This window comes from Vibrio salinus (genome assembly GCF_021272385.1).
In the GTDB taxonomy this organism is placed as follows: domain Bacteria; phylum Pseudomonadota; class Gammaproteobacteria; order Enterobacterales; family Vibrionaceae; genus Vibrio; species Vibrio salinus.
This window is the reverse complement of record NZ_JAJSDZ010000007.1, coordinates 226186-242988: the sequence shown is the minus strand read 5'-3', so window position 1 is coordinate 242988 and position 16803 is coordinate 226186. Positions and strand designations below refer to the sequence as shown.

At 44.3% G+C, this 16803-nt stretch carries 15 protein-coding genes; 6 read left to right on the top strand and 9 right to left on the bottom strand.

All coding sequences use genetic code 11. The features are described 5' to 3' along the window. Positions 1 to 10 precede the first annotated feature (10 nt). The 4 genes from ilvM to ilvA are packed head-to-tail and all read left to right on the top strand — an operon-like array spanning position 11 to position 4638. Positions 11 to 295 carry an acetolactate synthase 2 small subunit gene (ilvM, locus tag LRQ06_RS06945; protein WP_232765679.1) on the top strand — a complete coding sequence of 95 codons (285 nt, stop codon included), beginning with the start codon at positions 11 to 13 and terminating at the stop codon, positions 293 to 295. Positions 296 to 307: 12 nt separating this feature from the next. Next, positions 308 to 1246 carry a branched-chain amino acid transaminase gene (locus LRQ06_RS06940; RefSeq protein WP_232765678.1) on the top strand — a complete coding sequence of 313 codons (939 nt, stop codon included), beginning with the start codon at positions 308 to 310 and terminating at the stop codon, positions 1244 to 1246. Positions 1247 to 1263: 17 nt separating this feature from the next. Then, positions 1264 to 3105 carry a dihydroxy-acid dehydratase gene (gene ilvD / locus LRQ06_RS06935; RefSeq protein ID WP_232765677.1) on the top strand — a complete coding sequence of 614 codons (1842 nt, stop codon included), beginning with the start codon at positions 1264 to 1266 and terminating at the stop codon, positions 3103 to 3105. A 3-nt stretch (positions 3106 to 3108) separates the two neighbouring features. Next, a complete protein-coding gene (ilvA, locus tag LRQ06_RS06930) occupies positions 3109 to 4638 on the top strand; it encodes a threonine ammonia-lyase, biosynthetic (RefSeq protein ID WP_232765676.1) in 1530 nt (509 codons plus the stop codon). A gap of 35 nt (positions 4639 to 4673) precedes the next feature. Here ilvA and LRQ06_RS06925 read toward each other — a convergent pair whose 3' ends face one another. The 3 genes from LRQ06_RS06925 to LRQ06_RS06915 form a co-directional block, all read right to left on the bottom strand. Then, a complete protein-coding gene (locus LRQ06_RS06925; protein ID WP_232765675.1) occupies positions 4674 to 5393 on the bottom strand; it encodes a 3'-5' exonuclease in 720 nt (239 codons plus the stop codon). 1 nt (position 5394) lies between these two features. Continuing rightward, on the bottom strand, positions 5395 to 7251 hold the full coding sequence (locus LRQ06_RS06920; protein WP_232765674.1) for a DUF294 nucleotidyltransferase-like domain-containing protein: 1857 nt from the start codon (positions 7249 to 7251) through the stop codon (positions 5395 to 5397). Between the two features lie 65 nt (positions 7252 to 7316). Then, positions 7317 to 8951, bottom strand: a complete 1635-nt coding sequence (locus tag LRQ06_RS06915) for a sodium/sugar symporter (RefSeq protein WP_232765673.1) — start codon at positions 8949 to 8951, stop codon at positions 7317 to 7319. Between the two features lie 429 nt (positions 8952 to 9380). Here LRQ06_RS06915 and LRQ06_RS06910 point away from each other — a divergent pair, with 429 nt between their 5' ends. Next, on the top strand, positions 9381 to 10385 hold the full coding sequence (locus tag LRQ06_RS06910) for a substrate-binding domain-containing protein (protein ID WP_232765672.1): 1005 nt from the start codon (positions 9381 to 9383) through the stop codon (positions 10383 to 10385). Here LRQ06_RS06910 and galM read toward each other — a convergent pair. The 4 genes from galM to galE all read right to left on the bottom strand — a co-directional run bounded on the left by galM (position 10382) and on the right by galE (position 14806). Next, positions 10382 to 11458 (bottom strand): galactose-1-epimerase, encoded by a 1077-nt coding sequence (galM, locus tag LRQ06_RS06905; protein WP_232765671.1) that lies wholly within the window; start codon positions 11456 to 11458, stop codon positions 10382 to 10384. The genes LRQ06_RS06910 and galM overlap by 4 nt on opposite strands. Before the next feature lie 15 nt (positions 11459 to 11473). Then, the gene (gene galK, locus LRQ06_RS06900) at positions 11474 to 12628 is read right to left on the bottom strand and encodes a galactokinase (RefSeq protein ID WP_232765670.1); all 1155 of its coding nucleotides are present in this window, start codon (positions 12626 to 12628) and stop codon (positions 11474 to 11476) included. A gap of 74 nt (positions 12629 to 12702) precedes the next feature. Beyond that, the gene (locus LRQ06_RS06895) at positions 12703 to 13755 is read right to left on the bottom strand and encodes a UDP-glucose--hexose-1-phosphate uridylyltransferase (protein ID WP_232765669.1); all 1053 of its coding nucleotides are present in this window, start codon (positions 13753 to 13755) and stop codon (positions 12703 to 12705) included. 31 nt (positions 13756 to 13786) lie between these two features. Further along, the gene (gene galE, locus LRQ06_RS06890; RefSeq protein WP_232765668.1) at positions 13787 to 14806 is read right to left on the bottom strand and encodes a UDP-glucose 4-epimerase GalE; all 1020 of its coding nucleotides are present in this window, start codon (positions 14804 to 14806) and stop codon (positions 13787 to 13789) included. Positions 14807 to 15397: 591 nt separating this feature from the next. Here galE and tusA point away from each other — a divergent pair. Next, positions 15398 to 15652 carry a sulfurtransferase TusA gene (gene tusA / locus LRQ06_RS06885; RefSeq protein ID WP_232765667.1) on the top strand — a complete coding sequence of 85 codons (255 nt, stop codon included), beginning with the start codon at positions 15398 to 15400 and terminating at the stop codon, positions 15650 to 15652. 9 nt (positions 15653 to 15661) lie between these two features. Here the strand turns inward: tusA and LRQ06_RS06880 are convergent, their stop codons facing one another. Both LRQ06_RS06880 and LRQ06_RS06875 read right to left on the bottom strand, forming a co-directional pair. After that, entirely contained in the window at positions 15662 to 15922 is a 261-nt protein-coding gene (locus tag LRQ06_RS06880; RefSeq protein ID WP_232765666.1) for a hypothetical protein, read from the bottom strand. A 121-nt stretch (positions 15923 to 16043) separates the two neighbouring features. Continuing rightward, complete coding sequence (locus LRQ06_RS06875; protein ID WP_232765854.1) at positions 16044 to 16598, bottom strand: TMEM165/GDT1 family protein; 555 nt, start codon at positions 16596 to 16598, stop codon at positions 16044 to 16046. Positions 16599 to 16803: the final 205 nt, after the last annotated feature.

Sequence of the window (16803 nt, the reverse complement as noted above, 5' to 3'; positions counted from 1 at the left end):
AGAAACCGTAATGGATAGATATCTTCTCGACATTAAAGCTGATGATAAACCGGTTCTCCTGGAACGAGTTTTACGTGTTGTCCGGCACCGGGGTTTTATTATCAAACAGGTAGCCGCAACCCAAAACCACGAGAGTAAAATTGCGAGCGTGGAAATCATCGTGGACAGTGACCGGCCAATTACGACACTGATCAATCAAATCGAAAAATTATGGGACATTCGTACTGTTGACGTGACAAAAATCAATAACAACGAATTACCCAACAACAATTTACAGCAAAAAATTTGCGCATAAGGAAGGCAACTGATGGCAACAAAAACAGCAGATTATATATGGTTTAATGGCGAAATGGTGCCATGGGCCGAAGCAAACGTACATGTATTATCTCATGCTCTACACTATGGCACATCCGTATTCGAAGGTGTACGTTGCTATAACACACCAAAGGGTCCTATCGTCTTTCGTCATACCGAACACGCCCAGCGCCTGATTAACTCTGCTAAAATTTACCGATTCCCAATTCCATATTCTCTGGAAGAAATTATGGAAGCAACCAGGGAAACACTAAGAGCCAATAAACTGAATGACGCGTATATTCGCCCGTTAGCCTTTGTTGGTAATGTCGGTTTAGGGGTTTGCCCTCCAACTGACTCTCAACTGGATCTCATTATTGCTGCATTCCCATGGGGTGCCTATCTGGGCGAGGAAGCACTGGAAAATGGTGTTGACGCTATGATTTCCAGCTGGCACCGGGCAGCACCAAACACCATTCCGACGGCGGCCAAAGCCGGCGGAAATTACCTGTCATCACTTCTGGTTGGCGGAGAAGCCCGCCGTCACGGTTATGACGAAGGTATTGCATTGAGTGTGGAAGGCTACTTATCCGAAGGTTCCGGTGAAAACATCTTTGTTGTCTCCAATGGTGAGCTGTTAACACCACCGCTATCGAATTCGATTCTGCCCGGCATTACCCGCGACACCATCATGACGTTAGCAAAAGATCTGGGTTATACCGTCAAAGAAGCCAACATTTCCCGTGAAGCATTGTATTTAGCTGACGAAGTGTTCATGACCGGTACCGCAGCGGAAATCGTTCCGGTACGCAGTGTTGACCGTATTGAGGTCGGTGCCGGCAAACGCGGACCTGTTACCAAAAAACTGCAGGAAACCTTCTTTGGCTTGTTCAGCGGACAAACTGAAGATAAATGGGGCTGGCTGGATTATGTTAATCCGGAAAACAAGTAAGCAAGGAGTAAAGAACAATGCCTAAATATCGTTCGGCAACCACAACGCATGGCCGCAACATGGCCGGCGCACGTGCATTATGGCGAGCCACCGGCGTCAAAGAAGGTGACTTCGGTAAACCCATTATTGCAGTCGTAAACTCCTTTACTCAGTTTGTTCCGGGTCACGTCCATCTGAAAGACCTTGGTCAGCTGGTGGCAAAAGAAATCGAAGCCGCCGGCGGCATCGCCAAAGAATTTAATACCATTGCCGTTGACGATGGTATCGCGATGGGCCATGGGGGGATGTTGTATTCCCTCCCTTCCCGCGAACTGATTGCCGACTCTGTTGAGTACATGGTCAACGCTCACTGCGCGGATGCCATGGTGTGTATTTCTAACTGCGACAAAATCACTCCGGGAATGCTAATGGCCTCAATGCGCCTCAATATCCCGGTTATTTTTGTTTCCGGCGGTCCAATGGAAGCGGGCAAAACCAAACTGTCGGATCAAATCATTAAGCTTGACCTTGTTGATGCCATGATTCAGGGCGCAGACCCTAAAGTGTCTGACGAACAGAGTCAGCAGGTAGAACGTTCCGCCTGCCCGACCTGTGGATCCTGCTCTGGTATGTTTACCGCAAACTCGATGAACTGCCTGACCGAAGCGCTGGGGCTTTCTCAGCCGGGGAATGGCTCTCTGCTTGCGACCCATGCTGACCGTAAAGAACTGTTTATCAATGCCGGTAAACGCATTGTGGAGCTCACCAAACGGTATTACGAACAGGACGATGCAACCGCCCTGCCCCGCAATATCGCCACAAAAGAAGCCTTTGAAAATGCCATGACTCTGGACATTGCCATGGGCGGATCAACCAACACCGTTTTACACCTTCTGGCAACGGCTCAGGAAGGCGAAGTGGACTTCACCATGGATGATATCGACCGGTTGTCCCGTCATGTTCCTCACTTGTGTAAAGTCGCACCGTCAACCCCCAAATATCATATGGAAGATGTTCACCGTGCCGGTGGGGTAATGGGCATTCTGGGCGAACTCAGCCGGGCCGGATTGGTTCATGACGATACCCGCACCGTTTTGGGTATCTCTCTGAAAGAGCAACTCGCTCAGTTTGATGTCATCCAAACCCAGTCGCAAGACGTGAAAGACTTTTACCGCGCCGGTCCAGCCGGTATCCCATCCATTGAAGCCTTTTCGCAAAATTGCCGCTGGGACACACTGGATGATGATCGTTCTGAAGGCTGTATCCGCTCGAAGGAAAACGCCTACAGTCAGGATGGTGGTCTGGCTGTGCTGACCGGTAATATTGCTTTAGATGGCTGTATTGTAAAAACCGCCGGCGTCGACGCGAGCATTCTGAAGTTTGAGGGTCCGGCAGTGGTATATGAAAGTCAGGACGATGCCGTTGATGGCATTCTGAACGGCAAAGTCAAAGCCGGTGACGTCGTGATCATCCGCTATGAAGGCCCGAAAGGGGGGCCGGGCATGCAGGAAATGCTCTATCCGACCAGTTATCTGAAATCAATGGGACTGGGCAAAGAGTGCGCCTTGCTGACGGATGGCCGTTTCTCCGGTGGGACATCCGGCCTGTCGATTGGTCACGCATCACCGGAAGCGGCAAATGGTGGTACCATCGGTCTGGTTAGAAATGGCGATATCGTTACGATCGATATTCCGGGACGTTCAATCACTCTGAACGTTTCCGAAGACGAACTGGCTGAACGCCGGGTCAAACAAGATGCAGCCGGCTGGAAACCTGTCAGTCGTCAACGTGAAGTGTCATTCGCTCTTAAAGCGTATGCCAGCATGGCAACCAGTGCTGACAAAGGCGCCGTAAGAGACAAATCGAAACTAGAGGGCTGATTCATGACCTCTAAAATACAAACCGGCGCAGATTATCTGCGCCAGATCCTGAGAGCACCAGTCTACGAAGTGGCAACAGTCACACCACTTCAGGATATGCCGACATTATCAGAACGCTTAGGTAACCGGGTTCAGATTAAACGGGAAGATCGCCAGCCTGTTCACTCCTTTAAATTAAGGGGGGCTTATAATATGGTCTCTTCCCTGACGGAAGAACAAAAAAAAGCGGGTGTTATCGCCGCATCGGCCGGTAACCATGCTCAGGGGATGGCCCTGTCAGGTACCAAGCTTGGTATCAAAACAACGATTGTGATGCCAAAAACAACTCCTGCTATCAAAGTTGATGCGGTTCGGGGATTCGGAGGCGAAGTAGTCCTGTTTGGCGCCAATTTTGATGAAGCAAAAGCGGAAGCAGAAAGGTTAGCTGAAGAAAACCACTATACCTTTGTTCCTCCCTTTGATCACCCATTGGTCATTGCCGGTCAGGGAACAATTGGTATGGAAATGCTGCAACAAAACGGGCATTTGGATTACATCTTTGTTCCGGTCGGTGGTGGAGGTCTTGCTGCGGGTGTTGCGGTACTGATAAAGCAGCTAATGCCTGAAATTCAGGTCATTGCCGTTGAACCGGAAGATTCCTGCTGTTTAAAAGCGGCTCTAGATGCCGGAGAACCGGTCGTTCTTGATCAGGTCAGCATGTTTGCCGACGGTGTTGCGGTTAAACGTATCGGAGATGAAACTTTCCGTCTCTGCCAGAAATTCATAGATGGACATATCTGTGTCTCCAGTGACGAAATCTGCTCAGCCGTCAAAGACCTGTTTGAGGATACCCGGGCCATTGCAGAACCATCCGGCGCTTTAGCGCTGGCCGGGCTGAAAAAATATGCCCAACTCAATGAACTGAAAGGAAAACAACTGGGAACGATTCTGTCCGGAGCTAACACAAACTTCCATGGACTGCGTTATGTCTCCGAGCGGTGCGAGTTGGGTGAAAAACGGGAAGGTTTACTGGCTGTTACTATTCCGGAAAGAAAAGGCGCATTCTTCGACTTTTGTCAGATTGTCGGTAACCGGGCTGTCACCGAGTTTAATTACCGTTACAACTGTGAACAACTGGCTAATCTGTTCGTTGGTTTACGACTGATGGGCGGAAAAGAAGAGCTGACTCAAATTATTCAGGATCTACACAAAGCAGGCTACCCGGTCATTGACCTGTCCGGCGATGAAATAGCCAAACAGCATATTCGTTACATGATTGGTGGGAAACCATCGAAAAAACTGAAAGAACGCTTATATGCTTTCGAATTTCCAGAATATCCCGGCGCTTTGTTGAAATTCCTCAGCACTCTGGGCACCCACTGGAACATCAGTCTGTTCAATTACCGTAATCATGGTGCGGATTATGGCCGGGTTCTCTGTGGCTTTGAACTGGAAGAAGAAGACCTGTCCCGTTTCTCGGCACATCTTGTTGAACTGGGCTATAGTTATAAAGATGAAACCGATAACCCAGCTTATCGTTTCTTCCTTTCATAACCCCCGGAAAAGAGCAGCGGTTATTGCTGCTCTTTTTATTTATTCGACAAATCATACAACATTTCAAAATTGTAATGATCATTACCAAACAGCACTTTCATCTGAGCCAGATACAACTCTGCGGTCGCTATTGCATCAATTAAAGCATTATGAGCAGTATATTGAGGCAGTCCGTAACGTGACCTTGTCGGCCCAAGACGCCAATCTTTATCATTAGCAGCTCGTTTAAGTATCCGGTTTCTTGCCATTTCGATTTGCATGGTATCCAGCCAGGGAACAGGTAGGGGGGACAGACGATAATTCTGCTCAATATATTGATTAAAAAAACGCTCTTCCATAACCGTCCCATGAGCCAGTATCAATTTTCCGGCCATTGCTCCTATTAACTGATTAAAAGCAGAAGACAAAGAAATACCTCTTTTATCCAGTATTTCAGGTAAAAGCTGATGGACTTTCACGGCCTCAGAAAATGTGTCTCCTGCATCTTTTATCAATATATGCCGGGCGGAATTTAATCGGATAATACCTCGCTCAATCACCACCCATCCCATGCTGAGAATACGATCATGAGCAGGGTCAAAGCCCGTGGTTTCAAAGTCAACAACCAGCACGTCCAATTCACTAAGACTGGCTTTAGGCGTCAGTTCTGAAAATGTCATCAGTTTATCCAGCACATCAGGCACATCAGCAAGGGGATAATTGTCTCTGAATTTAAACCATTTTGTTGTTGGCGAACAAAAACATCTGGGCCACATATTAACATCCGAATTTCATTTTTATTGACTCCTGAAACCCATTAATGATCCGGAAAACATCTTTAATATGTTGCCGGTCAAAGCTTCCAAATTCATTGGGATCAAGATAATTAGAAATACCATCACCACGACGGAGGCATTGTAGGTGATGAGCATAACGAAGCTGATTAATAAAACGGTAAGATCCCAGTAAATCCTGCATTGAACGTTCATTAATGACATTGCGGTCACGGGCAAACTGAATACGGTCCTCGGTATTCATTTTATCTCCCCCCTCATACAACGTATAAATCCGGGCAAGATCAACCAGACAGCCTATTGCGGCCCGCTTGATGTTCAGCTTATTTTCATTAGCCCCATTTTTTTCCAACACAACATGATTAAAAATACCTAAAGGAGGACGGGTTCGGAGCGTATTCCGAACTAATGCCGCCATTAAATGATGATTTCCCGTAACCTGTTGCAACCGATATTTATCAAGTTGTTCAAATAAACCCGTTGCCCCATAAACCGGTCTGATATCAAGAAATACTGTCAAATTTAATAACATTTCATATTCAGGGTTCATCGCCCATTTTCGGTAATACTGCTGCCACATACTGACTGTTTGGCACCAGCGGGGTACCGCCGCCATAAAACGTCCGCTACACAAAGGATAACCACACTGATCCAGCCCCTTACAAACGTACATGGCAAAATGGTGGAAATAGACTTTATCCGACTCCGTCGCACCATCATCAAGTACCAGTGCATTATCCTGATCCGATCCAAGATGAACCTCATGTCTCGCATGAGAGCCTGCAGCAATCCATACATACTGGCAGGGAGGAGAACCAAACACATCTTCGGCCATTCGAAGCAACTGCTGGGTAATAGCATCATAAATCATACTCATCACCTGCCCGACAACCTGAGCAGGCAACGCACTTTCCGCCATGGCTTCAAAGATTGCCTGCCTTTCTACAGATAATGCTTCTAATTGATTAATACTTTTACAACGCGTTATTTTTTCAATCAAAAAGATAGCCTGAATACTGTGTTTGTGAATCAATTGCTGAGGGGTAATTAAACCAATGACTTTTTTGCTATCATTAACAACCGGAATGTTCTGCATTTTATACTGCATCATCATATTCATCGCCGACAAAACCAAAGCATCACAGTGAATCGTATGAGGCGATTTTGTCATCACATCGATAATAGAACGCGAGACATCTATTCCTTCCGCAACCACCCTCTTAGTCATATCTTTGTCCGTAACCATACCGGTCAACTGACCCTCATTGACAATCACACAGCAGGAACAAGCCATTTCATGGCGCATTAAATACGCCACCTCCCGAATCGACATATCCGGAGATGCAATCGCAATATTCTGACTGGCAACCTGCTTTACTTTCTGAAAAAACAGTCCTTTTTCACCCTGAGAATATTTGACGCTAACCGTCGAGCTCATCCTTTGACTCGCACTCAACGCCAGTTGCTCCGAAACCAGCGGATAGTCGGCAACACTTCGTAGCAAAGCAACATAGTCAAAACGGTAAAGCAATGTGCTTTCAATAGCATTGACCTGATATTCGTCTCCGGCCGTCTGATTATGCAAACTAAAGCCAAAAATATCATTTTCACCAAGACGGGAACGCAGACTACCATCCAACAAGCGTTGCTCAATCACACCTGAACGGATGATATAAAGATAGTGGTGCTGATCTTTATTTGTCTGAAGGCAATCAGATTTTGCCAGATACAAAATTTCAGCTTCAGCAGCAATAACATCCAGAATATCATCAGGGAGCAAGTGAAAAGGCGAAATCGACTTCAGAAAAGACACAACGTTCGGCAGTAAGGTATCATCCACCTGTTTTTCTCCTCAATATACAAAAAGCCCCATTAGGGGCTTTTGACTAAGATGTTTTGGTCAGATTACCAGAACAAAGTATAAAGCACCGCTAAAATGATCATAATGCCATAAGAAGCAATGTTAAATCCTTTATCTGTCACAAACATTTCGGATGTCAGACTGATGCCTCTTGGGTGGTCATCATGTTTTGATGTACTCAGACTGGTAAAGGCAATGACCGTCATAGTAAACAACAATGTGTACAGCATTTGATCCATAAATGGCATAGATAACGGCATAAATTTCAGGAATAGCGCAAATGGAATGGATGCCAGTACGCCAGTGATGGCTCCCTTACTGGTGGTTTTTTTCCAGAAAAGACCAAGAAGGAATACGGCCAGGATACCAGGGCTGACAAGACCAGTATATTCCTGAATATACTGAAATGCCTGTCCGATACCACCAAGCATTGGCGCAATAAAACAGGCGATAATCAATGCTACAATTGCGGTCAGACGACCCACATTCACCAATTTATGATCACCAGAATCAGGGGCAATATATTCTTTATAGATATCCATCGTAAAGATGGTTGCCGTTGAATTCAGCATAGATGCCAGAGAAGAAACTATCGCTGCCGCAAGCGCTGCAAAGACAATACCTTTCACACCAACCGGCAGGAACTGAGTCAACCATGGGTAGGCTTTATCAGCATGTGCTGCACTTGGTACATTCGTCATCGCCATATCACTCAGACTAGCCATTAATTCCGGACTAGAAGTAATAACGTAAGCAGCAATCCCAGGCAGTACAACCAAAAATGGTACGATCATTTTAAGAAAAGCTGCAAAAACAATACCTTTCTGAGCTTCAGGAACCGATTTAGCAGCAAGAGTACGCTGGATAATATATTGGTTAAAACCCCAGTAATACAGATTTGCTACCCAAAGACCACCAATTAAAACAGCAATACCAGGAAGATTCATAAACTGAGGATTACTTTGATCCAGTATCATCTCAAAATGGTCTGGGGCTGCAGCAACCATTTTTGACAATCCCGAGAACCAGCCATCAGAACCGCCGATGAAACCGACAGCAATATAGGTTGTCATAAATCCGCCAAGAACTAGGAAGAAAACCTGAATAACATCTGTCCAAACAACCGCAGATAAACCACCATAAATGGAATAAACCAAAGCAAAAACGGCTAGGCCAATGATCGCGTACATCAAAGGGATACCCAAAATTGTTTCAAGTGCCAAACCACCCAAATACAAAACAGACGTTAAATTGACGAAAATGTACAGAGCAATCCAGAATACAGCCAGAATAGTTTTCAACCGCTTATTAAAACGCTTTTCAACAAACTCTGGAATGGTGTAAATACCTTTATCAATGAAAATAGGCAGGAAGTACTTACCGACAATAATCAGTGTCAGAGCAGACATCCATTCATATGATGCTATCGCCAACCCGATGGAATAGCCCGAACCAGACATACCAATAAATTGCTCAGCAGAAATATTGGCAGCAATCAAAGATGCACCAACGGCCCACCAGGGTAATGATTTCCCTGCCAGAAAATAGTCTTCAGTACTTTTTTCTACGCCTTTTTTATCCCGGGAGACCCACAGGCCAACCCCGATAATGATTAAGACATAAATGGCAAAAACCATTATGTCTATAAAACTCAAACCATGATCTATGTTCGACATCATTTTGTTCCCGTTGTTATGTTTTTACCGAAGTATTGTAAACGTTTCCAAAAAGTCATTATGTAATCCTTGTCACATCTATAAAAAATGATCCTATCTATTACTTATAATCTTCATACTTATTGGAAATATAGGAAATTATCAATAAAAACAAGCATCAATAAAAAATTGTAAACGCTTTCAAATATGATTTTTTACTACATATATATATAGTAAAAACAATACATTAAATAATAATAAATTTCTGATATGTTTTGTTTTCAATAGTCTATCTGAAATATATGAAAACAATTACACATTTTATGATAATAATGACTATAAAGAAGCAAATTTAGAAAAATAAATATGTAACAGCGCACACTTAGGAAATGGAAACGAAACCATTACATTCAGTTATATTATACTGTCCGCAACAATGTGATGAGGTAAAGAATGTCAACCATAAAAGATGTAGCCAAAGAAGCCGGTGTTTCAATTGCCACCGTTTCCCGAGTCATCAATAAATCCCCGAAAGCCAGTAAAGCGGCCATCGCTTCGGTAACAGAAGCCATGAGCAAGTTAGGCTACCGGCCTAATGCGGCGGCAAAAGCATTAGTCAGTCAAAATACAAACACGGTCGGGGTATTGGTTGGAGACGTATCGGATCCTTTTTTTGGTACATTAATCAAAGCCATTGATGCCATTGCAAATGAACATGGTAAACACACCTTGATAGGCAACGGACACCACGATTCCAAAAAAGAGAGAGAAGCAATAGAACTGCTGATTAACAACCGTTGTGATGCTTTTGTTATCCATTCAAAAGCCTTAAGTGATGAGGAATTAATCAGCTATGCCAGAGAAATTAAAAGCATGGTGTTGATTAATCGCCATATCGATGAAATTGCGGATCGTTGTATCTCGCTCGATAACTTCAAAGGTTCTTATCTGGCCACTCAATACCTCATCCGCCATGGTCACAAGAAAATTGCATATGTCAGCTCAAACCATGACATCGAAGATGTGGATGAGCGTATTCAGGGATATCAGGCCGCTCTGCAAGACAATGGTATTGATCTACCGGATGGCTACATTGATTATGGCTCTCCAAGCAGTGAAGGTGGAGAAGAAGCAATGACTAACCTACTGACCAAATCGGTACAAATGACCGGTGTGGTTTGCTATAACGATAATATGGCCGCTGGCGTGTTGTCGGTTGCCCACGATAATGGCATCGCTGTTCCTGAACATTTATCGGTCATCGGTTTCGATGATGTCTTGATTGCCCGTTACGTCTACCCCCGTCTGACAACGGTGCGTTATCCCATTGAAATGATGGCAGAGAAAGCCATTAATCTGGCACTAAGATTAACAAATGATGAAGAAATAAAACCGGAACTGCTCAGGTTCTCGCCTACAGTAGTAAGGCGAGACTCTGTAATAAAATACGCCGACTAAAGCGCTCTGGTAATAAAGGTATACGAAGTCAGATGACGATAAGGTTCACCGGCGGAAATAACGCCCGTCATTCCTTTCCACTCTGAATGATTGGGGCCATCTGGCAGATATTGCGTTTCCAAAGCAATCCCGGCGTGATTGGCATACTCACCTTTAGTTCCAATGACTCCCTGAAGAAAATTGCCAGAATAGACCTGAATTGCCGGCTTAGTGGTTCTTATCTGCATTTCAAGATCACCATCGGGACTCATCAGAGACACAACAGCCCGCTGACCGTCTGTTTTCGTCTCATTCAGAATAAAGGCATGATCAAATCCACTGGCGGTCATTTGATCCTCATCTTCGAGGAAATGTTCTCCTATACGTTTTCTTTTGGCAAAATCAAACACAGTCCCTTGAGTCGGCTTACATTCCCCGGTCGGCAACATGTCTTTTTCTGTCGGTAAATAATAAGGTGCATCCATCTGCATCGAATGATCCAGACAACTTTGCAGATTATCAATACCTGACAAATTAAAATAAGCATGATTGGTTAAGTTAACCGGACACGTCTTGTCCACATCTGCCTGATAATGGATTTCCAGACGATTATCATCTGTCAGAAAATAGCGAACTGAGGCCGATAAATTGCCGGGAAATCCTTGATCACCATCAGCAGACTTCAAAGAAAACGTCACCTCCCGCTCTGATGGATTTATGATGGTCCAGCGACGTTTATCAAACCCTTTCCTACCCCCGTGAAGGGTATTTTCACCTTCATTTGTACTGACCTGAAAAGTATCACTACCGATAGTAAATCTACCGGATTTCAAACGGTTAGCAAAACGACCGACAATAGCCCCGAGAAAGGCTGTCTGACGAACATGCTCTTTCATATTTCCCGCACGAAGTAATACTTCTCTTTGTCCGGACTTCACCGGCACCGAACAACTTAACCAGGTTGCCCCAATATCCATCAGAGTCACGGTCATTCCCTTATCATTCCTAAGATGAACAAGCTGTGCTGGTTTATCATCATAGGAAGGGGTCTGCCCCATTGTATTATTCAGCGTTTCGTATAAAGAGTCTGTCATGATGTCATCCTGTTGTTATTCGACTAATCCGGCGCCATTGCGTGCCTGGCAGACATAAATGGTTTCCTGAAGTCCGGTTGCGGCTTTGTACTGAGCTTCTACCGCTTCTTTTACAACGCCAACCATGGAATCGGGGACTAAAGCAACGACACACCCACCAAAACCACCACCGGTCATTCGGACACCACCTTGTTCACCAACGGCTTTTTTCACAATCTCAACCAGCGTATCAATTTCTTTAACCGTAATCTCAAAGTCATCTCTCATTGAGCGGTGAGACTCGGCCATTAACTGGCTCATCCGGATCATGTCACCATGACGCAGAGCATCCACGGCTTCAAGTGTCCGGGCATTTTCGGAAATGACATGACGAGCCCGTCGGGCAACAACATCTGATAAACGATCGCATCCCTGTTCAAACTGCTCAATCGTGACGTCTCTTAACGCTTTTACTTCAAACAGTCTGGCAGCTTCCTCACATTGAGCCCTGCGAACATTATATTCACTGTCCACCAGTCCTCTTTTCTTATTCGAATTAATAATGACAACTGACATGCTTTCCGGCATTTCAACAGCCTGAGTCTCCAAAGACCGGCAGTCAATGAGCAAAGCATGACTTTCCTGTCCTTCAGCCGAAATAAGCTGGTCCATGATGCCACAGTTACATCCGACAAACTGATTTTCAGCCTGCTGACCATTCAGTGCAATTTCGGCCTGAGAAATAGACAACCCATATAACTCTTTTATTGTCTGACCGATAACAACTTCAAGTGCAGCAGAAGAACTCAGACCGGCACCCTGAGGGACATTACCACTCACCGCAAGATCAACACCTTTGAACTCAAGACCTCGTTCTTTTAAATACTTCACCACGCCTCGAATATAATTCGCCCACATTTTATCAGACTGAAATTCAATTTCTTTTGTAAAATCAAACTCATCTATCTTATTCTCATAATCAGCAGAAACCACTCTGACAGTGTTGTCTTCTCTTTTTGATGCCGCGACAATCACCTGATAATTAATCGCACAGGGTAAAACAAAACCATCATTATAATCAGTATGTTCTCCAATCAGATTCACCCGGCCCGGTGCCTGAATAATTTTTTCAGGTTCATAACCAAGAGTCTGTATAAACGCCGCTTTTACTGTCTGGATTAAGTCTTTCATGACGGTATTCTCATTTATCTGTAGCCATATAAGGCAAATTTATTCAATTAACCAACTCGTGTTGGTTCAACGTATTATTGTTCTTTGTAATGGATATCGCTTAAGGACCTTAAACGCTCTGCCGCCTGCTCAGCAGTCAGGTCCCTCTGGGTTTCCGCCAACATTTCATACCCGACCATAAATTTACGAACCGTGGCACTTCTCAGCAAAGGCGGATAGAAAAGCGCGTGAAGTTGCCAGTGTTCAATGCCTGAGCCGTCTTTAAAAAATGGCGCATAGTGCCAGCCCATTGAATAAGGAAAAGAACACTGGAAAAGGTTGTCATAGCGACTGGTCAGTTTTTTCAACGCCAGAGCCAGATCCGATTTTTGCTCTTCATTCAACTCACTCATGCGCCGGATATGCATTTTCGGCAATAGCAAGGTTTCAAATGGCCAGGCAGCCCAATATGGCACGACAGCAACCCAGTGCGTAGTTTCGACCACAACACGTTCAGCACTTTCCAGCTCTGCTTTGACATAATCCACCAACAGATTAGAACCATGTTGAACCTGATAAGCCCTAAGGTTCATGTCTTTTCTTTCAATTTCATTAGGCAAAAAACTGTTTGCCCAAATCTGACCGTGCGGATGAGGTTGTGAGCACCCCATTGTTTCACCTTTGTTTTCAAAGGCCTGAACCCAAAGATATTCCTGCCCCAATTCTTCCAGTTGTTCATTCCAGGTATCAATAACTCCCCGAATTTTATCAACCGGCAATTCCGGCAGTGTTTTATTGTGGTCCGGAGAAAAGCAAATAACCCGGCTTAACCCACGCGCACTCTGAGTCCTGAATAATGGATTTTCAGACTCCGGCGCTTCCGGTGTATCCGGTTTTAATGCAGCAAAATCGTTACTGAAAACATACGTTCCCTGATAGTCCGGGTTTTTGTCTCCTGAAATACGGGTATTTGTAGGGCATAAAAAACATTTTTCGTCATAAGGAGGAAGAATCTGATCAGAAGGCGCTTCATCCTGTCCGCTCCACGGACGCTTAGCCCGGTGAGGAGAAACTAATACCCACTGACCAGTTAAAGGATTGTAACGACGATGAGGATCATCAACCGGATTAAATAAATTTTTAGACATAATTACCTGACTCTAACTACTTAGAAATATGTTATTTTTTTTCATAACCATCTGGATTTTCAGACTGCCAGCGCCAGCTATCTCTAGTCATATCGGCCACATTTCGGGTCGCTTTCCAGTTCAGCTCTTTTTCGGCTTTAGCCGTGCTTGCCCAGCATTCAGCAATATCACCGGGGCGACGTGGACAAATCTGATAAGGCACAGGATGACCGCAAGACTCACTGAACGCGGAAAGCATCTCAAGAACACTTGTCCCCTTTCCGGTTCCAAGATTAAAGACATGCAAACCTTCTCTTTTACTGACTTCCCGCAACGCAGCTATGTGACCATCAGCCAAATCCATTACATGAATATAATCCCGAACGCCGGTTCCATCCGGAGTAGGATAGTCATCACCAAAAACAGACAACTTTTCCCGGCGGCCAACAGCCACCTGAGTAATAAAAGGCATCAGGTTATTCGGAATCCCTTTAGGGTCTTCTCCCATCAATCCGCTGGTATGGGCACCGACCGGATTAAAATATCGTAAAAGAGTGATACTCCAGGCAGGATCTGATGCCAGTAAGTCCTGTAAACAACGTTCAACCATCCATTTACTGGTTCCATAAGGATTCGTTGTATTACCTGTCGGTGAGGATTCAGTAATTGGAACTGTCTCAGGATCACCATACACAGTGGCCGATGAACTGAAAATAATAGATTTAAGACCCGACTTTCGCATAGCTCTGAGTAACACCAGAGTGCCATTGACATTATTGTCATAATATTCAATGGGTTTAGCGACAGATTCACCGACGGCTTTTAGGCCTGCAAAATGAATGACGGAATGAATACGGATCTGAGAAAACACCGAATCTAAAAAGCGTTCACTACGAATATCACCTTCAAAAAACCGGGGACGAATACCGGTAATAGATTCGATCCGATTCAGGACCTCAGGGTTTGAGTTAGACAAATTATCAATAATGACCGTAGTAATACCGGCCTCTATCATCTGCACACAAGTATGGCTGCCAATGTAACCTAGGCCACCTGTAACTAATACGTTCACATTCACCTCTGTTATTCAGTTGAAACAGATACGTTCTGATGACGAGTTTACCAATCTCTGCCTTTATTAATCTGTGATCAAACACTCAATGTGTAAACGTTTCCACCAAATAAAACAAATATAGATCAACCATAAAAGCCCTACCAGAGGCATAAATAAGGAAACGTTTACAGGTAAAAATAAAAAAAGCCCGCAAGTTAATGCGGGAAATCCAAGATTTAAAAAGGTGATATTTAAAAAGATGAAGTCAAAAATAGGATAACGTCAGACATTACTGAATCAGTTATAGTCTTCCGATATATCCCTCCAAAACCGCACTTCCAATACGATTCCGAAGATAGAAGCTAACAATCCGAAAACCGGAAATAACGAGAAAGTTTCTTCTGTCCGTAATAACAACGAACAGAGACAGGCAAAACTAAGAGCAGAATAAATAGTCACTCTATCTATCGATTTCATATCCACTCCGCCACTTCCTGTTAACAGACTATTAACAAATTAAAACAAAATGAAGTTAATGCCAAGAGGTTATTGAATATTTTTTCTTCATAAGTATCATCAGGCTCTCATTATCAGAAATAAGACCATCCCATGAGTATCGACCCAAAGAAAGCAACTCAAACGTTAAATGCTGAAGGTTTGCGTTGTCCAGAGCCAGTAATGATGGTCAGGAAAACCATCAGAGGTATGAGTGATGGAGAAAAACTACTCGTAATTGCTGACGACCCGTCAACCACCAGAGACATCCCAAGTTTCTGCCGCTTTATGGATCATCAGTTATTGGAAAGTCAGACAAATGAACGCCCTTACGAATACCTTATTGCAAAAGGCATCAAAACAGCCTAGTTAAATCCGTTATTCTCTCTGGCCAATGTCATTGATTTTATGCTGAAGCGTTTCTACCTGTTTTTTCAATGAACGAATTTCATTATGCATTGGGACCAGATGTTCATACCGAATCCATGCTTCTACGGTTAAACCGGTAAGAATGATGGCTCCGACAACCATCGGCAACCACATATCGGTTAATACCATCCCCAAAATAGTTAGTACCAGGCCGAATGTAAACAAGTAACTTTGCTGTTTAGGAGTCATCCCCATATAACGAACTAGCATAACTTGCCTCCTCTTCAGTAACTACTATTAACGTAGCATAAATCTGTTTTTTCCGGCGGGTATACGTCACGTCGCCGTACGAAAGCGAACACATTCTCTGCAGCTTTCAGTGTTTCCTGCCTTACAAAAAAATCACACCAAATGAAAGAGCGATAAACAACAATGCAGTGATTTTTCTGATTAATGCTAAAGGTAGTCTATCTGCAGAAAATTTCCCAATCATGACAACCGGAACATTCGCAAGCAACATTCCAAGCGTCGTCCCCACAATAACCAGGTCCAGCCCCTGAGAAAACTGAGCTCCTAACAGAGAAGTGGCAATTTGCGTTTTATCGCCAATCTCAGCAATAAAAAAAGCAACAAAACTGGCGATGAATGGACTCTTACTAACCAGCTTCCCATCATCGCCGGCTTTATCTGGAATAAGAACCCAACCGGCCATCATAATAAAACTGACAACCATCCCCCACTTCAGGATCTCAGGCGACAAATGACCGGCCACCTCAACCCCAAGCCATGCAGCTAAAGCATGGTTAACGACGGTTGCTAAAAAGATAGCGGTAATGATAGGAATTGGCCGCCCGTACCGACTTGCCAGCATCAGGGATAAAAGCTGAGTTTTATCACCAATTTCGGCCAAGGCTACCGTTGTAATTGATATAGCTAAAACGCTCACGACATGCTTCTCTGAGGCGGGATAATAATAACCATAGACAAATACCATGCCCCACCCCGGTAACATGTATCTGTCTAAGGTCTTGCAAAATCAAAGATGATGATTTCGAACGCCATGGCGATTTTGCGCCAATGATGTTGACGAACGAACGGTAACCAAAATTAAACCGTATGCTACTCCCCAAAGACAAAGCGGATTTTATCGG

What these genes read in the sequence shown, in the direction of transcription:
- LRQ06_RS06915 (WP_232765673.1), bottom strand. Translation starts at nt 8,951, where the DNA reads ATGATGTCGAACATAGATCATGGTTTGAGTTTTATAGACATAATGGTT.
- ilvD (WP_232765677.1), top strand. Translation starts at nt 1,264, where the DNA reads ATGCCTAAATATCGTTCGGCAACCACAACGCATGGCCGCAACATGGCC.
- ilvM (WP_232765679.1), top strand. Translation starts at nt 11, where the DNA reads ATGGATAGATATCTTCTCGACATTAAAGCTGATGATAAACCGGTTCTC.
- LRQ06_RS06880 (WP_232765666.1), bottom strand. Translation starts at nt 15,922, where the DNA reads ATGCTAGTTCGTTATATGGGGATGACTCCTAAACAGCAAAGTTACTTG.
- LRQ06_RS06925 (WP_232765675.1), bottom strand. Translation starts at nt 5,393, where the DNA reads ATGTGGCCCAGATGTTTTTGTTCGCCAACAACAAAATGGTTTAAATTC.
- LRQ06_RS06895 (WP_232765669.1), bottom strand. Translation starts at nt 13,755, where the DNA reads ATGTCTAAAAATTTATTTAATCCGGTTGATGATCCTCATCGTCGTTAC.
- LRQ06_RS06940 (WP_232765678.1), top strand. Translation starts at nt 308, where the DNA reads ATGGCAACAAAAACAGCAGATTATATATGGTTTAATGGCGAAATGGTG.
- galM (WP_232765671.1), bottom strand. Translation starts at nt 11,458, where the DNA reads ATGACAGACTCTTTATACGAAACGCTGAATAATACAATGGGGCAGACC.
- ilvA (WP_232765676.1), top strand. Translation starts at nt 3,109, where the DNA reads ATGACCTCTAAAATACAAACCGGCGCAGATTATCTGCGCCAGATCCTG.
- LRQ06_RS06910 (WP_232765672.1), top strand. Translation starts at nt 9,381, where the DNA reads ATGTCAACCATAAAAGATGTAGCCAAAGAAGCCGGTGTTTCAATTGCC.
- galK (WP_232765670.1), bottom strand. Translation starts at nt 12,628, where the DNA reads ATGAAAGACTTAATCCAGACAGTAAAAGCGGCGTTTATACAGACTCTT.
- tusA (WP_232765667.1), top strand. Translation starts at nt 15,398, where the DNA reads ATGAGTATCGACCCAAAGAAAGCAACTCAAACGTTAAATGCTGAAGGT.